We start from the raw sequence: 16,240 nt of genomic DNA, 5'->3' as shown, positions 1-16,240 counted from the left end.
CCGGTCGGGAGGGTAGTCTCCGCGATGACCTGACCGATCGGGCACAATGGCCGCGCCCTGCCGGGCCCGCGGACCAGCGACCCAGACTCACCGACTCGAAGGTGGGGCAGAAACGGTGGCGGCGCCGATGACCGCCACCCCGGCCGAAGCACGACAGGGGCTGAAGAGCAGTTCGATGTCCAACTTGACCCTCATATTGATCAAGATCGCGTACCTCGCGGTGCTTTGGCTGTTCGTCCTCATGGCGGTCGGCGTCATCCGCACGGACCTCTTCGGCCAGTCGAAGAAGAAGCCCCGGAAGAAACCCCGCCCCGCGGCGCGCCCGGCACCGCGCCGCGCTCCTTCGTCGTCCCAGGCCCGCCCGCAGCGTCCCCGCCGCAAGGAGTCGAACGAGCCCACGGTCCTGGCCGTGACCCAGGGCCCGTTGACGGGAACGACGGTCAACCTGTCCTCACAGCCCATCCTCATCGGCCGCGCCCCGGACTCGACCCTGGTCATCACCGATGACTACGCCTCGGGCCGGCACGCGCGCGTCTACTCCGACAACGGCCGCTGGTTCGTCGAGGACCTCAAGTCCACCAACGGCACCTACCTCGGCCAGCAGAAGCTGAACCGCCCCCAGCCCATCACGGTGGGTCAGCCCATCCGTATCGGCAAAACCGTCCTGGAACTGCGCAAATGACAATCGCTCTCCGATACGCGGCGTACTCCGACGTTGGTTGCCTCCGCGAAGGCAACGAAGACTCCGGCTACGCCGGCCAACACCTCCTCGCGGTAGCCGACGGCATGGGCGGTTACGCGGGTGGTGAGGTGGCCAGCTCGATCGCCATCTCGTCCATCCGCCAGCTCGACACCAAGGACGACCCCAGGGCCGAGGAGATGGCCGAGGTCCTCCAGCGCGCGGTCGAGCGCGCCAACGAGTCACTCGCCATCCGCATCCGGCAGGAACCCCAGCTGGAGAACATGGGCACCACCCTGACCGCCATGCTGTGGTCGGGTTCCCAGGTCGCCCTCATCCACATCGGCGACTCACGCGCCTACCTGCTGCGCGGGCCCCGCTTCGAGCAGATCACCCACGACCACACCCTGGTGCAGACCCTCGTCGACGAGGGCAAGATCACCGAGGAGGAGGTCGCCACCCACCCGCAGCGGTCCCTGATCCTGCGCGCGCTGGACGGCAAGACCCCGGTCGACCCGGACATCTCCATCAGCAGGGCGAAGGTCGGCGACCGCTACCTGCTGTGCTCCGACGGGCTGTCCGGTGTGGTCAGCAAGAAGACCATCCACGAGACGCTGGTGGCCGAGACCGATCCGCGGTCGGCCGCCAAGAAGCTCATCGAGCTGGCCATCCGGGGCGGCGGCCCGGACAACATCACCGCCGTCGTCGCGGACGTCATCGAGACGGACACCGACCGCGAGGGGCCCACCGCCGCCTCGCAGACGGTGGGCGCCGCCGACCAGCGCGACGAGTCCACGGGGCCGAACGAGACCAGCCCGGCCCGACGCGCCCAGGAGCTGCGCGGCGCCGGCGGCGGCGACACCGCGGAGCTGGACCCGGTCCGGGAGGAGATCCCGAACCAGGAGGCCGCCCCCGGCTACGGCGCCCCCTACGAGGAGCGCCCCTACGACACCCGTGACGACTACGACGCGCCGCCCTCACGCGGCGGGGAGCCCGAGGCGGAGTACCGCACGCGCAGCTGGTGGCCGATCGTCCTGGTCTTCGTGGTGGTGGTCGCCCTGGTCGCGGGCGGCGGCTACTACTTCGGCCGCCAGTACGTGGAGAGCCAGTTCTACGTCGGCCTGTCCCCTGACGGGACGACGGTCAGCGTCTACCAGGGCATCGACACCAACATCGCGGGGATCAGCCTCTCCGAGGAGGTCGACAAGACCGAGATCGAGGTGGCGTCGCTCCCCCAGGCGGACCAGGAGCTGGTGAGGAACACCATCACGGTCCGGGACCGCGCCCACGCGAACGAGCTCGTCGGCGACCTGAACGAGGCCGCCGAGGGTTCCGACGGGGACTCCTCGAACGGGACGACCGGCACGGCCTCGAACGACTCGAAGGGCGAGAGGGAGACCGAGACCGAGGAATCGGGGTGACCCTGTGAGTACCACCGCGCCAGAGGCGCCCACGGCACTCCCCCCGATCCAGCGCCGCAACGCGGAGCTGGTCCTGATCGGCGTCACCATCGTCATCACCATGGGCGCGATGATGATCTCCGGTCTGAACCTCAACGGTCAGATCCCCGGCGCCACGTGGGGCTACGGCCTCATCTTCGGGGCGCTGGCCCTCGCCACCCACGTGGCGCTGCGGTTCATCGCCCCGTACGCCGACCCCCTGATCCTTCCGTGCGCGCTGTTCCTGAACGGCATCGGCGTCGCGATGATCTGGCGTCTGGACGCCGCGGACTCCGGCGAGATCGAGCACGCGGGCGTCGGCATGCAGCTGATCTGGACCGCGGTCGGCATGGTCATGTGCATGCTCCTGCTGTTCTTCCTCAAGGAACCGCGGGTCCTCCAGCGCTACACCTACCTGAGCGCCCTGGTCGCCCTGATCCTCATCGCCCTGCCGATGGTCCCGGGTCTGGGCGTGTCCGAGTACGGCGCCCGGCGGTGGATCGGTATCGCGGGCCGTACCCTGCAACCCTCCGAGTTCGCCAAGATCGCCCTGGTGATCTTCCTGGCGTCCTATCTGGTGACCAAACGGCAGGTCCTCTCACTGGCCGCCCGGCAGGTGAAGATCGGCCGGTTCAAGATCATGGACCTGCCGCGTGCCCGTGACTTCATGCCGATGGTCGTCGGCTGGGTGGCGGCGATCGGCCTTCTGGTCATCACCAAGGACCTCGGTACCTCGCTGCTGCTCTTCGGCATCTTCCTGGCGATGCTGTACGTCGCCACGCAGCGCTCCTCCTGGGTGATCATCGGCCTCACGGTGTTCGTGGGCGCGGCCGCGCTCGCCTTCCAGCTGTTCTGGCACTTCCGCCAACGTGTCGACATCTGGTTCAACGCCTTCGACCAGGAGGTCTACGACCGCCTGGGCGGCAGTATGCAGCTGGTGCAGGGGCAGATCGGCATGGCCTACGGCGGCCTGTTCGGCACCGGCATGGGCGGTGGTCAGGCCCACTTCATCTTCGCCGCGGACAGCGACTTCATCCTGGCCTCCCTCTCGGAGGACCTGGGACTGACCGGCGTCATGGCGATCCTGATCGTCATCTTCATCCTCGTGGAGCGGGGCATGCGCATCGCCCTGGCCTCCCGTGAGCTGTTCATCAAGATGCTCGCCACCGGGCTCGCGTTCACCATGTGCTTCCAGGTGTTCGTGGTACTCGGCGGTCTCACCCGGATCATCCCGCTGACCGGTATGACCACGCCGTTCATGGCCGCGGGCGGTTCCGCCCTCATGGCCAGCTGGCTCATGATCGGTCTGCTGCTCCGGATGAGCGACAACGCCCGGCGTCCGGCGCCGCAGGCCATCCAGGACGAGGGGGCCACCCAGGTGATCCGACGATGAACACACCCATCCGACGCCTCAGCGTCTTCTCGATGATCCTGTTCGCCGCCCTGATGCTCCAGCTGACCTACATCCAGGGGTTCCAGGCGGAGGCGATCCGCAACGACTCGCTGAACGCGCGCCAGTACACCGAGCGCCTCAGCCAGCAGCGCGGGCCGATCGTCATCGGTGACGAGAACGTCGCCTTCTCCACGAACGTCGCGGAGGAGGGGGACCCGGCGCGCTACCAGCGCGAGTACGAGGGCGGCACGATGTACACGCCCGCCGTGGGCTCCTTCCGCCGGTTCGGCGCCTCGGGGATCGAGAACACCGAGAACGCCCTGCTGGACGGCAGCGACGACCGCCTGGCCGTGCGCAACTTCCGCGACATCATCACGGGCCGCGAGCCCGAGGGCGCCCGGGTCGAGCTGACCATCGACCCGGCGGTCCAGGAGGCCGGGTTCAACGGCTTCGAGGCCCTGGGCAAGAACGGCGCCGCCGTCGCCCTGGACCCCAACACCGGGGCGATCCTCGGGCTGGTCTCCTACCCGTCCTACGACGGCAACGACGTCTCCAGCATCACCGACGTCACCGAGGCCACCGAGAACTACGTGGCCCTGGAGAACGACCCCAACCAGCCACTGCTCAACAGGACGCTGAGCGAGCGCTACCCTCCGGGATCGACGTTCAAGATCGTGACGGCCGCCGCCGCGATCGAGCACCTGGACGCCGGGCCGGACAGCACCCAGGACGCCCCGGACGTCCTGGAGCTGGGGCACCCGCTGCCCAACGCCACCCCGGGGGGCACGTGCAACAACGGGCAGCCGGACACCCTGGCCCACTCCATCCAGATCTCCTGCAACACCTCGTTCGCCAACTGGGCGATCGAGATGGGCGGCGACGCGCTGGCGGACCAGGCGTCGGCGTTCGGCTTCTCCAGGACGCCCGACGAGCGCGACCCGCTGGAGGTGCCCATGGAGGCCGTGCCGAGCCTGGCCCCGGCGGACCAGGACCGCAACATCCTCGGCCGCGCGGGCATCGGGCAGTCCAACGTGGAGGCGACGCCGCTCCAGATGGCCATGGTCGCCGCCGGTGTGGCCAAATCCGGAGAGGTCATGCACCCGTACCTGGTCGACTCCGTGCGTGACGCGGACCGCTCGGTGGTCACCCAGACCACCCCCGAGGTCTACAGCCAGGCCATGAGCGCCAGCACCGCGTCCACGCTCACCGACATGATGGTCCTGGTGACCGGCCCGGGCGGGTCCGGCACCAACGGCGCCATCCCGGGCATGGACGTCGCGGGCAAGACCGGTACCGCCGAGACCGGCGGTGACCGCGGAACCCACAACTGGTTCATCGGTTTCGCACCCGCGGACGACCCGCAGATCGCGGTCGCCGTGGTGATCGAGCACGGTGGCGGCAGCGGTGGCGAGCTCGCCGCGCCGATCGCCCGCCAGATGATGGAGGCAGTGGTCCTGTAGTGAGCGCCTACGAGCCGTCTTCCCAGAACGGCCCCGGTGGACTGGCCGGGGCCGTTCTGAGCAACCGATACCGCCTGGAGGAGCAGATCGGCTCCGGGGGTATGGGCACCGTGTGGCGGGCGACCGACACACTGCTCAACCGTTCCGTCGCGGTGAAGCTGCTGCACCCGGCCCAGATGGCGGAGCCGACGGCACGCGAGCGCTTCCGGACGGAGGGCCGGATCACCGCCGGGCTCTCCCACCCCGGTATCGCCCAGGTCTTCGACTACGGCGAGGAGGACGGCCGCGCGTTCCTGATCATGGAACTCGTGGTCAGCGAGCCGCTGTCGCAGGTCCTGCGGGAGCGGGGGCGGCTCAGCTCCGACCAGACCCTCGACTTCGTGTGCCAGGCCGCCAAGGCGCTCGCGGCGGCGCACGCCCGCGGTGTGGTGCACCGTGACATCAAACCCGGCAACCTGCTGGTGACCGAGGACGGCCAGCTGAAGCTGACCGACTTCGGTATCGCCCGGGGCAACACGTCGGTCACCCTGACCCAGACCGGCATGGTCATGGGCACCGCCCAGTACATTTCGCCCGAGCAGGCGTCGGGGCGGCCCGCGAGCGCGGCCTCCGACCTGTACGCGCTGGGTGTGGTGGCCTACGAGTGCCTGGCGGGGACTCCCCCGTTCACCGGGGACAGCCCCGTGGCCCTGGCCCTGGCGCACACCCGTGACGACCCGCCGGAGCTGCCCGAGTACGTTCCGGCCGAGATCGACGACCTGGTCTTCTCGCTGTTGCAGAAGGACCCGGAGGACCGGCCCGCGTCGGCGGGCGAGGTCGCCCACATGGCGGCGGTCATCCGGTCGAACGCGGGGACCGGTCCGCCCACCCCCTCGACCGGTTTCCACGGCATGGCCCAGACGATGGTGGTCGGCACCGTTCCGGACGGTCCGCGTACCGGACCGTCCGGAACGGTGCGGCGAACCGCCGGGCAGTCGGCCGTAACCCCTGTTCAGGGTGGCGACTCGGCTAACCTGGCCGAGGGTTCTGGGCGGCGTGTCCGCACCCCCGTGGTCCTGGCCGCGGTGGCGGCGACCCTCCTGATCGTCGCTGCGGCGGTGGCCGGGTTCGTCTTCAGCCCGGACCGCGACACCCAGAACGTCAACGACAGCACGAAGCCCCCGACCACCGAGATCTCGCCCACCCCCACCCCCAGTGAGGACGACGAGGACACGGAGGCCGAGGAGCCCCCGCCGGTGGACGACACCCCGCACTGGACGCCCCACCCCGGCGACTGGTCGGAGCCGGAGAGCCCCCTCCCCGACGAGACCGAAGGGGAGGAGACGACCCCGCCCGACGACGGCGAGGACGACGGCTCCGAGGAGGAGACCGGAACCGAGGACCCCGGGGGGACCGACCCGGAGACGCCCCCCGAGGGCGGCGACGGCGGCGATCCCCCGCCCAACGGCAACCCCGGTGGCGCTCCGTGAACAGGTAACAACCAGAGACGATCAGGGTAGGCGGCGGCCCGCGGGCGGCTTCCGGATGACACGAGGATGAGTGCACGACATGTCCCAGCCCCGGCTCCTCGGAGGCCGCTACGAACTCGACACGGTGGTCGGGCGCGGCGGCATGGCCGAGGTTCACCGCGCACGCGACCTCCGGCTCGACCGGCTCGTCGCCATCAAGACGCTCCGGCACGACCTGGCACGCGACCACGTGTTCCAGGCGCGCTTCCGTAGGGAGGCGCAGTCGGCGGCGTCCCTGAACCACCCGGCGATCATCGCGGTGTACGACACCGGCGAGGACATGATCGACGGGGTCTCCATCCCGTACATCGTCATGGAGTACGTGGACGGCCGCACCCTCAAGGAGCTGCTGGACGACGACCGCAAGCTGCTGCCGGAGCGTTCGGCGGAGCTGGTGGACGGCATCCTCAAGGCCCTGGAGTACAGCCACGACAACGGGATCGTCCACCGGGACATCAAGCCCGCGAACGTGATGCTGACCAAGAACGCCGAAGTCAAGGTGATGGACTTCGGCATCGCCCGGTCGATGGACGACAACCAGGCGACGATGACCCAGACCTCCCAGGTCATCGGTACCGCGCAGTACCTCTCCCCGGAGCAGGCGCGCGGCGAGCGGGTCGACCCGCGCAGCGACATCTACTCCACCGGTTGCGTGCTCTACGAGCTGCTCACCAACCGTCCGCCGTTCACGGGCGACTCCCCCGTCTCGATCGCCTACCAGCACGTCCGTGAGGACCCGGTGCCGCCGGCCGAGCTGGACCCGCAGATCCCGGAGTGGCTGGAGGACGTCACCCTCCGCGCGATGACCAAGGACCGCGAGGAGCGGTACCAGAACGCCGCCGAGATGCGCGCGGACATCCAGCGCGGCCTGGCCGGGATGCCCACCCAGGCGGGGAACATGGCGGCGGCGGGGGCGACCACGGCGATGCCTCCCGCCGACGACGGGTACGACGACTACGACGACGACTACGACGACTACCGGGACGAGAAGAAGGGCGGATCGGGCAAGGCCGTCCTGTGGTCCCTGCTCGCCCTGGGCGTGATCGGTTCCATCATCCTGGTGTTCGTCCTGATGAACATGGGCGGCCAGGGCGAGGCCGACACGATGCCCGTCCCCGATCTGGCGGGGAGCACCCAGGCCGAGGCGGAGGCGCAGCTCACCGAGGACGGGTTCGAGAACTTCCGGGCTGAGGAGAGGTCGGACGACGACGTCGAGGAGGGGACGGTCATCGAGACCGACCCCGGCGCCGGCGAGGAGGTGGCGGCCACCGCCTCCATCGTCATCTACGTCTCCTCCGGCCCCGGGGCCCAGGAGGTCCCGAACGTGGAGAACCAGTCGGAGTCCGACGCCATGGCGACGCTCAACGACGCCGGGTTCGAGAACGTCACCACGGAACGCAGGGCCGACGACTCCGTCGCGGAGGGCTTCGCGGTGGGTACCGAGCCGGGTTCCGGTACGGACGCGGACCTCTCCGACGAGATCACGCTGATCATCTCGTCCGGCCCCGACCAGGTTCCGGTGCCCGACCTCCAGCGGATGACCCGTGAGCAGGCGGAGAACGCGCTGAGTTCGGCCGGGTTGAGCGCCCAGTTCCAGGAGCAGGAGAACGGCGACGCTCCCGAGGGCACCGTCATCAGCCAGTCCCCCGCCGCTCAGCAGACCGTGAACGCGGGCTCCACGGTGACCGTGACGCTGGCGGTGGCCCCGGCCGACGTCCCTGACCCCGAACCGTCGGACACCGAGGAGCCGGACAACCCCGAGGAGACCGACAACCCGCCGCCGCCGAACGTCACCCCGCCGGAGGGAGGGGACTTCGTCTTCCGGAGGGACTGACCGGCAGAACGCGCCGACGGCGGCGGGCGGGTGCTCGAACGGAGCCCCGCCCGCCGCCGTGTCCGTGCCCGGCAACCCCGCCACCGTTGGGCTATTGGAACACTCCTCCAGTGACGTGCGCCCCACCCGGCGCGTAGACTGTGTCCGTTCCGACCGCCGCACATCCTTGGAGCAACGACCGTGCCCAAGTCCCGCAACGACCGCAAGAAGAAGGCCGTCTACACGCCGCCTCCTTCCAAAGAGAAGCCGAAGGTCAGTCCGCGTTGGCTCGTGCCGACCATGCTGGGCTTCTTCATCCTGGGCATTCTCTGGATCGCGGTCTACTACATCGCGGGTTCCCAGGTGCCCTACATGCAGGACTGGCACAACTGGAACCTGCTGATCGGCTTCAGCGGGATCATCGTGGCCGTCATCCTCTCCACGCGCTGGCACTGACCCCGCCCCGTCCGCGCGCGTGCGCGCGGCCTCCGACCGGCTCGGGGTCCGACAACGGCACCGGCGTCCCCTCTCGGGCGTTCCACCTGCCTTGATCAGGTTTTCCACAGGGTTATCCACAGGCTGTGGGTAGCTCTGTTCGCATGCCTGGAAACAGGCCGTCCCTCCCGTCACGGCTGCCGGTACGGCGCAGGCCCCCGGAGCGGACTCCGGGGGCCTGCGTCACGCCGTGCGGTGCCGGTCAGTACGGAGCGAGCGCCGTCCAGACCACCGGCGCCAGGTACACCGCCAGGACCAGCAGCGCCGTGAAGGCCGCCACGAGGAGCCCGTGCGTCAGTGTGCGCCGGCCCTGGTTCCCCGAGTCCCCGGACGGCAGGTAGGCGAAGACCGCGCCGAGGGCCAGCCCCGCCACGAGCCCGCCGATGTGCGCCGTCCAGGAGATACCGGGGACGAGGAACGTGATGCCCAGGTTGAGCGCGAGCAGCACCAGGATCATCCGCACGTCCAGCCGGAGGCGCCGACCGATCACGAAGACCGCGCCGAAGAGCGCGAAGATCGCCCCGGAGGCCCCCACCGAGAGCTGGTTCGGGGCGAAGAGCGCGCTCATCACCGACCCGGCCAGCGCGCCCACGACCCACAGGGCCACGAAGCGGCCGTGGCCGAGCCAGCGCTCCAGCTGGGGCCCCAACAGGTACATGGCGTACCCGTTGAACAACAGGTGCAGGACACCGCCGTGCAGGAACGCCGCGGTGACCATCCGGTACCACTCGCCCTGGAGGAGCGCCGTGTAGCCGTGCATCCCGAAGGCCGTCACCAACGGGGACCGTCCGGCCTGGCCGATCGGCTCGGAGGTGCCCAGCTGGGCGAGGAAGCCGACCGCCATCAGGGCCAGGATCGTCCAGGTCACGTACGGCTTCTGGACGGCCCTGCCCCCGAAGGTGGTCCGCGCCGACCGCACCGTCCGGTTGCCCTCCGCCACGCACTCGGGGCACTGGAAGCCGACCGCCGCCTCGACCATGCAGTCCGGGCAGATCGGACGGGAGCACCGGGTGCAGCTGACACCCGTCTCCCGGCCCGAGTGCCGGTAACAGGTACGGGGCGACCCCGGCTCGGAGCCGGGCTCGGAGGGGCTTCCTGGCGGAGGGGGGTACGCGGTCATGGGTGGGTCGTCACTCCTCTGTGTCGCACCGCTGGGCCCGTGCCCTAGCGGGTGATCTCGACGCTGTTGAGCACCACGTCCTCGCGGGGGCGGTCCTGGCCGTCGGTGTCGACCTTGGTGATCGCGGTGACGACGTCACTGCCCTCGACGACCTCGCCGAAGATGGTGTGACGGCCGTTGAGCCAGTACGGCTCACCGACGGTGATGAAGAACTGCGAGCCGTTGGTGCCCGGGCCCGCGTTGGCCATGGCCAGCAGGAACGGACGGTCGAAGCTGAGGTCCGGGTGGATCTCGTCCCCGAACTTGTAGCCGGGGCCGCCGCGACCGGTGCCCAGCGGGTCACCGCCCTGGATCATGAAGCCGTCGATGACGCGGTGGAAGACCGTGCCGTCGTAGAGGCTGCTGTTGGACGGCTTGCCCGTGGTGGGGTCCACCCACTGCTTGGAACCGTCGGCCAGGCCGATGAAGTTGGCGACCGTCTCCGGCGCCTGCTCCTCGAAGAGCTTGACGACGATGGTTCCCTTGGAGGTGTTCAGCCGCGCGGTGGGCTGACCCGTGGAGTCCGACACCTCAGTGCCTTTCGGTCGAGTGAGATTTACGTGCTCACGTTACCCGTCCGTCCACCGCCTTTCGCCTGAACCCGATCAGCGGCCCCCGGTGTCGAAACGTAGATCACAGACGCAGAGGACGTATGTTGAGATAACACCCGGATAACGGGGAAGGACGACGGGAAGCCTCCAGAGGAGGCCGACCACGTCGGCCGCCGGGTGGAGGACCAACGAACCCGAGACAGATCGAAGGAGCTGACGACGTGCCTATCACTGCCAAGCGTCGCAGGGCACGCAAGGAGGCCGAGGCGACCCTCGCCCGGCTACAGGACCTGGCGAAGGTACAGGCCGACCGGCTGGGCCCGTACGCCGACCAGGCGCGGGACCAGGCGGCGCTCAGACTCGTCCAGGCGCGGGGGTGGACCGCTCCCAGGCTGGAGACGGCCGCGCTCCGTGTGGAGGACACCGTGGCGCCCCGGGTGGCCGGGCTGCTGACCACGGCCGCGCAGCGGATCGACCCGAAGCCGAGCCGCCGCGGACTGCGGATGCTCCGGCGCGGTAACCGCCGCGTTCCGAGAGGGGTCCTGATCGGTGGCGCCGCCGTGATCGGCGGTGTGATCGTGTACTCGCTCGTCCGCATGCGCCAGGCATCGCAGGACGCCGAGTGGCAGGAACACCTGGACCAGGCCCGCGAGCAGGTCCGTGAGACCCGCGAGCACCTGGGCGAGAAGGCCTCGGAGGCCGCCGACGACGCCTCCCGGACCGCCAAGGAGGCCAAGACCAAGGCCAAGGAGACGGTACGCGCCGCCAAGGACGACTGACCTCCCCCTCGGCGGGGCCCGGGTGGGGCCCGCCGGACGGTCCGTGAGCCGCGCCGAGGTCTCGGCGCGGCCTCAGTTGTCCTTGATGAGGCGGTAGATCAGCGGGTACTTCCAGCTCCGGCCCATGAGGCTCATGGCGGCCGCCATGAGCGGCAGGATGAGCCAGCCGAGGAAGACGCCGACCAAGACCAGGGCCGGCAGGACCAGCCAGATGAGCAGGACGCTCGCGATGACGCTGATGAGGCCGAACAGCTGGAAGTTCAGCGCCTCCATGGCCTGCCGACGCAGGTAGGGCGACAGTTCCCCGCCCACCAGCAGCAGGACCAGCGGCGCCACGAAGGGCAGGAACCAGGCGGACAGGTGACCCGCCGCCGCCCCGACCTTCTCCAACGGGTTGTCGGTGGTCGGCTCGGACGCTCGCCCGCTCCCGCCGCCCTCGGTCCTGGGCTGGCCGCCGGCCCCGCCCGGGGAGACCCGCACCCCGAGGTCCGCCGTGAGCGGTACGAGGTCGGCGCTCACCTTGGCGCGCATGGACCGGTCGAGCCGTTCACCGAACTCGTCCTCGTCCAGCTGTCCCTGCGAGTAGGCCTCGCGGAGCACCTCCGCGACCGCGTCACGGTCGGCGTGGGTGAGCCGGATCTGCGGTTGGGGCACGGCGGGGCTCTGATCCCACGGGTTCCGCCACGGCGGCTTCTGAGGGTTCTGCACGGCCATCCCCACTCCCAGTGTGCTCTGACGAGCACGGCCGTACGAGGATGACCGCGCCCTCCTCCATGATGCGGCATCTCCGGAGCCACGGGTATGGGGGGCGTCCCTGATCCTCCCCTGATCCGTTCCTCCCCCCAAGGGAGGAGGCGGGCACCGACTTTGGTCGGGACGCTCCTCGCGTCATCCGCCCGGGCTCCCCTCCCCGGCGGACCCCGGCGTCACTGACGTGCGGCGGCGGGTACCTCGGTACGCACGGGCTCCTGCTCGGTCTGCTCTTCCTCGTAGCGCCGTTCGGCGCTGGTCAGCAGGTCGTACCAGCTACTGACGTCCTTGCGCCGGCGTAGCAGCGCACGGCGTTCGCGTTCGGTCATGCCTCCCCAGACACCGAACTCGATCCGGCTGTCCAGGGCCTCGGCCAGGCACTGGGTGCGCACCGGGCAGCCCCGGCAGATGAGCTTGGCGCGGTTCTGCGCGGCGCCCTGAACGAACAGGGCGTCGGGGTCGATCTCACGGCACTTGGCTCGGGCCGCCATCTTCTCGTTCCACATGTTGCCCCACTCCCAAGATCAGCATGTGTGGTGATCGAAACCACCGAGCGGCACGGCCGCCGGTGGACGAGGAACAGCCGGCCGACGCGAGGACGGTGCGCGATCCGGGCGGGGGGCCGCACGGTTCGCCTTCGGGGGTCTCTCGTTTCGGCGCGCTGTGTTTCTCGTTGTCGTTGGTGTCGAAACTACGGATCACCGGAGTTCGCCAACAGTCCCCAAGAGGCCTATTTCTCATATGGCCCACTAGGACCATTGCCTCATCGGGAAGTGTCATCATACACACACGGAGAGTGACTGCATGTGGTACAGGCGGCCCGAAGCGACCACAAGGAAAGGTCGTCCTCAGACCATTCCTCAAAAACCGTGACGACCTGCGGATTCACACTGACGCGAACACGCAGACCCCCGCGCGGACGGGGATGCCGGACAGGACAGGCAGTCACCGAACCCACCCGATCGGGCTATGCGGACCCCCCGGACAGGCCCGCCGGGCAACCACACACGTCACCCAATTCACCCCACACGAACGGATACCGAACTACCGTTTAGTAACCTCGGGAATTCCGGGAGACCAAACAAATGACCCGATTCCAGACAACGACAAAGCGGCCCCGTGCGCGCCGTCAGGCGCTCACGAGACCGCTTCTTGAGTGGAGCCAAGGGGAGTCGAACCCCTGACCTCCGGTATGCAAAACCGGCGCTCTGCCAGCTGAGCTATGGCCCCATCGGACCCGGTGACACCCGGGTCTCCTGGAGAGCATACCCGCTTCGGAAAGCTTCCCCGGTCACCGGTCGGGGTCCTGGTGCCGCACAGCACAAAGCCGTGGGTCGCACCACGGGATTGTCGGCCCACCCACGTCTTCGTGTCGCCTGTATCAGCTGTCGCTGGCCGCGGTGGCCTCGGTCCACAGGTCGAGCTCGGCGCGGTCCGCCTGGATCTTGCGGTAGACGGCGAAAGCCCCGAGGGCCACCAGCGCCAGAACGATGATCTTCTTCACTGTCCGGACCCTTTCTCTGTTGGAAAACCGGTCGCACGGTCCCCCGCCCCAGGCGGGGGCTCCGTGGGCAACTTTATGAGGTTGTCACCTAGCAGACTAGCAAGCCGCGGCGGGCGGTCCCTGCCATGGTGGACGGATTCACACCGACTTCTTCCCCGACTTCGGGGACCCGCTCAGGTCAGCAGCGCCATCCGGCCCAGGATGCCCGTGGAAGCCTTCGGCGAAGCGGCGATTCGGGTGAGTTCGTCCCAGACCCTCCGGCACGAGCGGAGCGCGTCCTCCGCCTCCAGGATGCGACCGCCCTGGGTGGCCTCCACGTACGCGAGGTCGGCCTCGTCCTCCTCGAACTCCAGGATGGAGAACGGCCCCGCCAGCCCCGGGTGCGGCCCCGCGGAGGTCGGCAGCAGCTGCACCGTCACATGGCCCGCCTCCGCGAGTTCGATGATGCGCGTGGTCTGCCCGCGCAGGAGGCCCAGATCGCCGGAGACACGTTGCAGGGCGTCCTCCTCCACCACCGCGTGGTAGAGCCCCAGCGAGCCGGAGTCGAGGATCTCCTGGCGTTTCAGGTAGGCGGCGACCATCCGCTCGGCGGCGCGGTCCCCGTACCCCAGCCCCTTCGCCAGGGCGACCGTGTAGTCAGGCGTCTGCAACAGGTCCGGCACCAGGATGCCCGCGTAGGCCCTGAGGGAGACGGCTCCGGCCTCGTTACCCACGTACGCGGACGAGAGCACGTCCTCGTACTCCGTCCACCACGGGCGCAACCGCGACTCCCGCACCAACGTGAGGATGGCCTCCCGCTGGCCCCCCGTCACCCCGTACAGCCGCAGCAGGGCGGAGATCTCCATGACCGAGGGCCACTTGCGGATACCGGTCTCGATGTGGCCCAGCTTGGCGGGGGACCACTCCAGCTCCTCCGCCACGTCGTTGAGTGTCATACCCGCCTGGACACGGCGGCGGCGGAGTTCGGCGGACAGTCGCCGTCGGCGAACAGTGGGGCTGGTCATAGCACTGATCCAATGACGCAGAGTGTCGGGACTATCAGCGAAACACGACACCTAGCATCTAGCAATGAGTTTCTAGAAAACAGCGACCGATTCGATGCATTACGCAATGACCCCACGACCAAAACCACAGGTTTGTTACGATAAGTAACCACATCCGTCTCACAGGCAGCGCATACGATGCATGAGGGCGTACCCGCACACCAAGAGGAACTCATGAGCTACCCGCTTGACGACGCAGAACAGCTGATCGCGAACGCGGAGGCGCTGATGCCCCCCAGCACCCGGTCACGGCTGATCGCGAAACTCCGCATGGGTAAGCACATCGACGACGCCGCCAAGGAGCTGGAGATCAGCCCGAAACAGGTGTTCTCCACCGCGCGCGTCCTCAAGCCCTTCGGCGAACAGCTCGACGCGACGCTGCGCGACCAGCGCGACCCCTCCATCCCTCACGGAAGCGTCACCGGTTACAACAAGCGCTGCCGCTGCCCCGAGTGCCGGAGCGCCCTCCAGCAGCGGGTCTGACACCGGATCGCGTCCTCTTCCGGCCACGCCCTCCACCTGCGACAACCCAGACTTCTCGAACCAATACGCCTCGTAGAGGCTTACGAGCCGAGAACTTGGGGGAGACCGCCATCATGAACGAGCACGTGGACTGGTCGGCGATGAGCGAGGACGACTTCGTTGCGCTGCTGCGGCAGCTCATCGACACCCCGGAAGCCGACGAGGACTGAGGGCCCGCGGGTGGTTGCCGCAGCGCGAGAGTCCCACCCACCCCGGCACCCCCCGGGGGGTTGGAACCCCAGTAACCCCCTCAACCACTGCGGGGTGCGGCTGAAGGCGAGGTTTCCCCTTCACCCCCCAGGGGTTTGGTACCTCAGTCATGTGCGGTAGTGAGCCGCACGGCGCAAACCCCCTGAACCACAGCGGGGTGCAAACGTGCACGTGAGTGCTGGGTTCAGGAGAGCGGGTTGGCCGTAGAGCGGCAAGCGGCGCCCGGACGGCGGGGGTTTTTACCAGTCCGGGGGACACGCATCTCTGGAACACATCGGTTGTCCTGGGGGGTGGCCCGGTGCCGTGCTTGGCCCTTTCCTGCCAGTCGTGTCACGCGAGAGCGCGTCCGCCAAGTGCGGTCCGGGCAGAGCACCATGCGCACACCCCGCCCTGAATGGAGTGCTCAGCACACAAGGGGTACGCAGTAAGCGGCACAGGACCTACCGGCCCAAAGGGATCAGCGGGTTGGCCGTAGAACCCTCGCGCTACAGCAACCACAGGCCCTGTACCCACAACTCACACCAACCACAGACCCCAGAACACACCCACCCCACCCACCCCACACCCACCATTCACAAACGCACAAACCCCAACAAAAAAAGAGAGGAAAGGACCCGCCCGAAAGCGAACCCCTCCCCCTCTTCAAGAAAAACCGTGGCAGCGACCTACTCTCCCACCCCATCACAGGGCAGTACCATCAGCGCAAGGAGACTTAACGACCGGGTTCGGAATGAGACCGAGTGTGACCCTCCTGCCAAAACCACCACGGAAACCAACACCCACAACCACCACTCAACCCCACCAGGGGGGACAGCAGCCACGAGCAAGCTTCGTGAACACAGTGTGCGCGAACATCCAATTATCTGCAGCGGACAAGCCCTCGACCTATTAGTACCGGTCAGCTCCACCCCTCACAAGGCTTCCACACCCGGCCT

Annotated in this window: 15 protein-coding genes, 1 tRNA gene and 1 rRNA gene; 9 read left to right on the top strand and 8 right to left on the bottom strand. The window is 68.6% G+C overall.

What is annotated here, in order from left to right; all coding sequences use genetic code 11:
• Positions 1–127: 127 nt before the first annotated feature.
• The 7 genes from ACFYL4_RS14105 to ACFYL4_RS14075 all read left to right on the top strand — a co-directional run bounded on the left by ACFYL4_RS14105 (position 128) and on the right by ACFYL4_RS14075 (position 8,748).
• Entirely contained in the window at positions 128–682 is a 555-nt protein-coding gene (locus ACFYL4_RS14105; RefSeq protein WP_357768228.1) for an FHA domain-containing protein, read from the top strand.
• Positions 679–2,100, top strand: coding sequence for a Stp1/IreP family PP2C-type Ser/Thr phosphatase (locus ACFYL4_RS14100; RefSeq protein ID WP_387518637.1), 1,422 nt, complete (start codon positions 679–681; stop codon positions 2,098–2,100). Before ACFYL4_RS14105 ends, ACFYL4_RS14100 begins: the two co-directional genes overlap by 4 nt.
• Positions 2,101–2,104: 4 nt before the next feature.
• Complete coding sequence (locus ACFYL4_RS14095) at positions 2,105–3,511, top strand: FtsW/RodA/SpoVE family cell cycle protein (protein ID WP_357768222.1); 1,407 nt, start codon at positions 2,105–2,107, stop codon at positions 3,509–3,511.
• Entirely contained in the window at positions 3,508–4,971 is a 1,464-nt protein-coding gene (locus ACFYL4_RS14090; RefSeq protein WP_357768219.1) for a penicillin-binding protein 2, read from the top strand. Before ACFYL4_RS14095 ends, ACFYL4_RS14090 begins: the two co-directional genes overlap by 4 nt.
• Complete coding sequence (locus ACFYL4_RS14085) at positions 4,971–6,440, top strand: protein kinase (protein WP_387518636.1); 1,470 nt, start codon at positions 4,971–4,973, stop codon at positions 6,438–6,440. The genes ACFYL4_RS14090 and ACFYL4_RS14085 overlap by 1 nt, the downstream gene beginning before the upstream one ends.
• Positions 6,441–6,519: 79 nt before the next feature.
• The gene (gene pknB / locus ACFYL4_RS14080; RefSeq protein ID WP_387518635.1) at positions 6,520–8,313 is read left to right on the top strand and encodes a Stk1 family PASTA domain-containing Ser/Thr kinase; all 1,794 of its coding nucleotides are present in this window, start codon (positions 6,520–6,522) and stop codon (positions 8,311–8,313) included.
• Positions 8,314–8,493: 180 nt separating this feature from the next.
• On the top strand, positions 8,494–8,748 hold the full coding sequence (locus ACFYL4_RS14075) for a cell division protein CrgA (protein ID WP_017546629.1): 255 nt from the start codon (positions 8,494–8,496) through the stop codon (positions 8,746–8,748).
• 241 nt (positions 8,749–8,989) lie between these two features.
• Here the strand turns inward: ACFYL4_RS14075 and ACFYL4_RS14070 are convergent, their stop codons facing one another.
• Both ACFYL4_RS14070 and ACFYL4_RS14065 read right to left on the bottom strand, forming a co-directional pair.
• On the bottom strand, positions 8,990–9,907 hold the full coding sequence (locus tag ACFYL4_RS14070; protein ID WP_357770006.1) for a rhomboid family intramembrane serine protease: 918 nt from the start codon (positions 9,905–9,907) through the stop codon (positions 8,990–8,992).
• A 44-nt stretch (positions 9,908–9,951) separates the two neighbouring features.
• Complete coding sequence (locus tag ACFYL4_RS14065; RefSeq protein WP_357770004.1) at positions 9,952–10,476, bottom strand: peptidylprolyl isomerase; 525 nt, start codon at positions 10,474–10,476, stop codon at positions 9,952–9,954.
• Between the two features lie 242 nt (positions 10,477–10,718).
• Between ACFYL4_RS14065 and ACFYL4_RS14060 the strand changes: the two genes are divergently transcribed.
• Positions 10,719–11,276: a hypothetical protein gene (locus ACFYL4_RS14060; RefSeq protein WP_357770002.1), complete on the top strand. Its 558-nt coding sequence runs from the start codon at positions 10,719–10,721 to the stop codon at positions 11,274–11,276.
• Between the two features lie 72 nt (positions 11,277–11,348).
• Here ACFYL4_RS14060 and ACFYL4_RS14055 read toward each other — a convergent pair whose 3' ends face one another.
• The 5 genes from ACFYL4_RS14055 to ACFYL4_RS14035 form a co-directional block, all read right to left on the bottom strand.
• Entirely contained in the window at positions 11,349–11,990 is a 642-nt protein-coding gene (locus ACFYL4_RS14055; protein WP_387518634.1) for a DUF1707 and DUF4870 domain-containing protein, read from the bottom strand.
• 212 nt (positions 11,991–12,202) lie between these two features.
• Complete coding sequence (locus ACFYL4_RS14050) at positions 12,203–12,532, bottom strand: WhiB family transcriptional regulator (RefSeq protein WP_357769999.1); 330 nt, start codon at positions 12,530–12,532, stop codon at positions 12,203–12,205.
• A gap of 651 nt (positions 12,533–13,183) precedes the next feature.
• Positions 13,184–13,256, bottom strand: a tRNA-Ala gene (locus tag ACFYL4_RS14045).
• Between the two features lie 151 nt (positions 13,257–13,407).
• Entirely contained in the window at positions 13,408–13,530 is a 123-nt protein-coding gene (locus tag ACFYL4_RS14040) for a DLW-39 family protein (RefSeq protein ID WP_357769998.1), read from the bottom strand.
• A gap of 173 nt (positions 13,531–13,703) precedes the next feature.
• On the bottom strand, positions 13,704–14,534 hold the full coding sequence (locus tag ACFYL4_RS14035) for a helix-turn-helix domain-containing protein (RefSeq protein ID WP_387518633.1): 831 nt from the start codon (positions 14,532–14,534) through the stop codon (positions 13,704–13,706).
• A 213-nt stretch (positions 14,535–14,747) separates the two neighbouring features.
• Here ACFYL4_RS14035 and ACFYL4_RS14030 point away from each other — a divergent pair, with 213 nt between their 5' ends.
• Positions 14,748–15,056 (top strand): hypothetical protein, encoded by a 309-nt coding sequence (locus tag ACFYL4_RS14030; RefSeq protein ID WP_387518632.1) that lies wholly within the window; start codon positions 14,748–14,750, stop codon positions 15,054–15,056.
• Between the two features lie 901 nt (positions 15,057–15,957).
• Here the strand turns inward: ACFYL4_RS14030 and rrf are convergent.
• Positions 15,958–16,073, bottom strand: a 5S ribosomal RNA gene (gene rrf, locus ACFYL4_RS14025).
• Between the last annotated feature and the right edge of the window lie 167 nt (positions 16,074–16,240).

Origin of the sequence: Nocardiopsis sp. NPDC006938, assembly GCF_042869555.1 — a bacterium.
GTDB lineage: Bacteria > Actinomycetota > Actinomycetes > Streptosporangiales > Streptosporangiaceae > Nocardiopsis.
The sequence above is the reverse complement of the archived record's forward strand: the minus strand, read 5'-3'. Positions and strand labels throughout refer to the sequence as shown.

What these genes read in the sequence shown, in the direction of transcription:
- ACFYL4_RS14105 (WP_357768228.1), top strand. Translation starts at nt 128, where the DNA reads ATGACCGCCACCCCGGCCGAAGCACGACAGGGGCTGAAGAGCAGTTCG.
- ACFYL4_RS14100 (WP_387518637.1), top strand. Translation starts at nt 679, where the DNA reads ATGACAATCGCTCTCCGATACGCGGCGTACTCCGACGTTGGTTGCCTC.
- ACFYL4_RS14090 (WP_357768219.1), top strand. Translation starts at nt 3,508, where the DNA reads ATGAACACACCCATCCGACGCCTCAGCGTCTTCTCGATGATCCTGTTC.
- pknB (WP_387518635.1), top strand. Translation starts at nt 6,520, where the DNA reads ATGTCCCAGCCCCGGCTCCTCGGAGGCCGCTACGAACTCGACACGGTG.
- ACFYL4_RS14070 (WP_357770006.1), bottom strand. Translation starts at nt 9,907, where the DNA reads ATGACCGCGTACCCCCCTCCGCCAGGAAGCCCCTCCGAGCCCGGCTCC.
- ACFYL4_RS14055 (WP_387518634.1), bottom strand. Translation starts at nt 11,990, where the DNA reads ATGGCCGTGCAGAACCCTCAGAAGCCGCCGTGGCGGAACCCGTGGGAT.
- ACFYL4_RS14050 (WP_357769999.1), bottom strand. Translation starts at nt 12,532, where the DNA reads ATGTGGAACGAGAAGATGGCGGCCCGAGCCAAGTGCCGTGAGATCGAC.
- ACFYL4_RS14035 (WP_387518633.1), bottom strand. Translation starts at nt 14,534, where the DNA reads ATGACCAGCCCCACTGTTCGCCGACGGCGACTGTCCGCCGAACTCCGC.
- ACFYL4_RS14030 (WP_387518632.1), top strand. Translation starts at nt 14,748, where the DNA reads ATGAGCTACCCGCTTGACGACGCAGAACAGCTGATCGCGAACGCGGAG.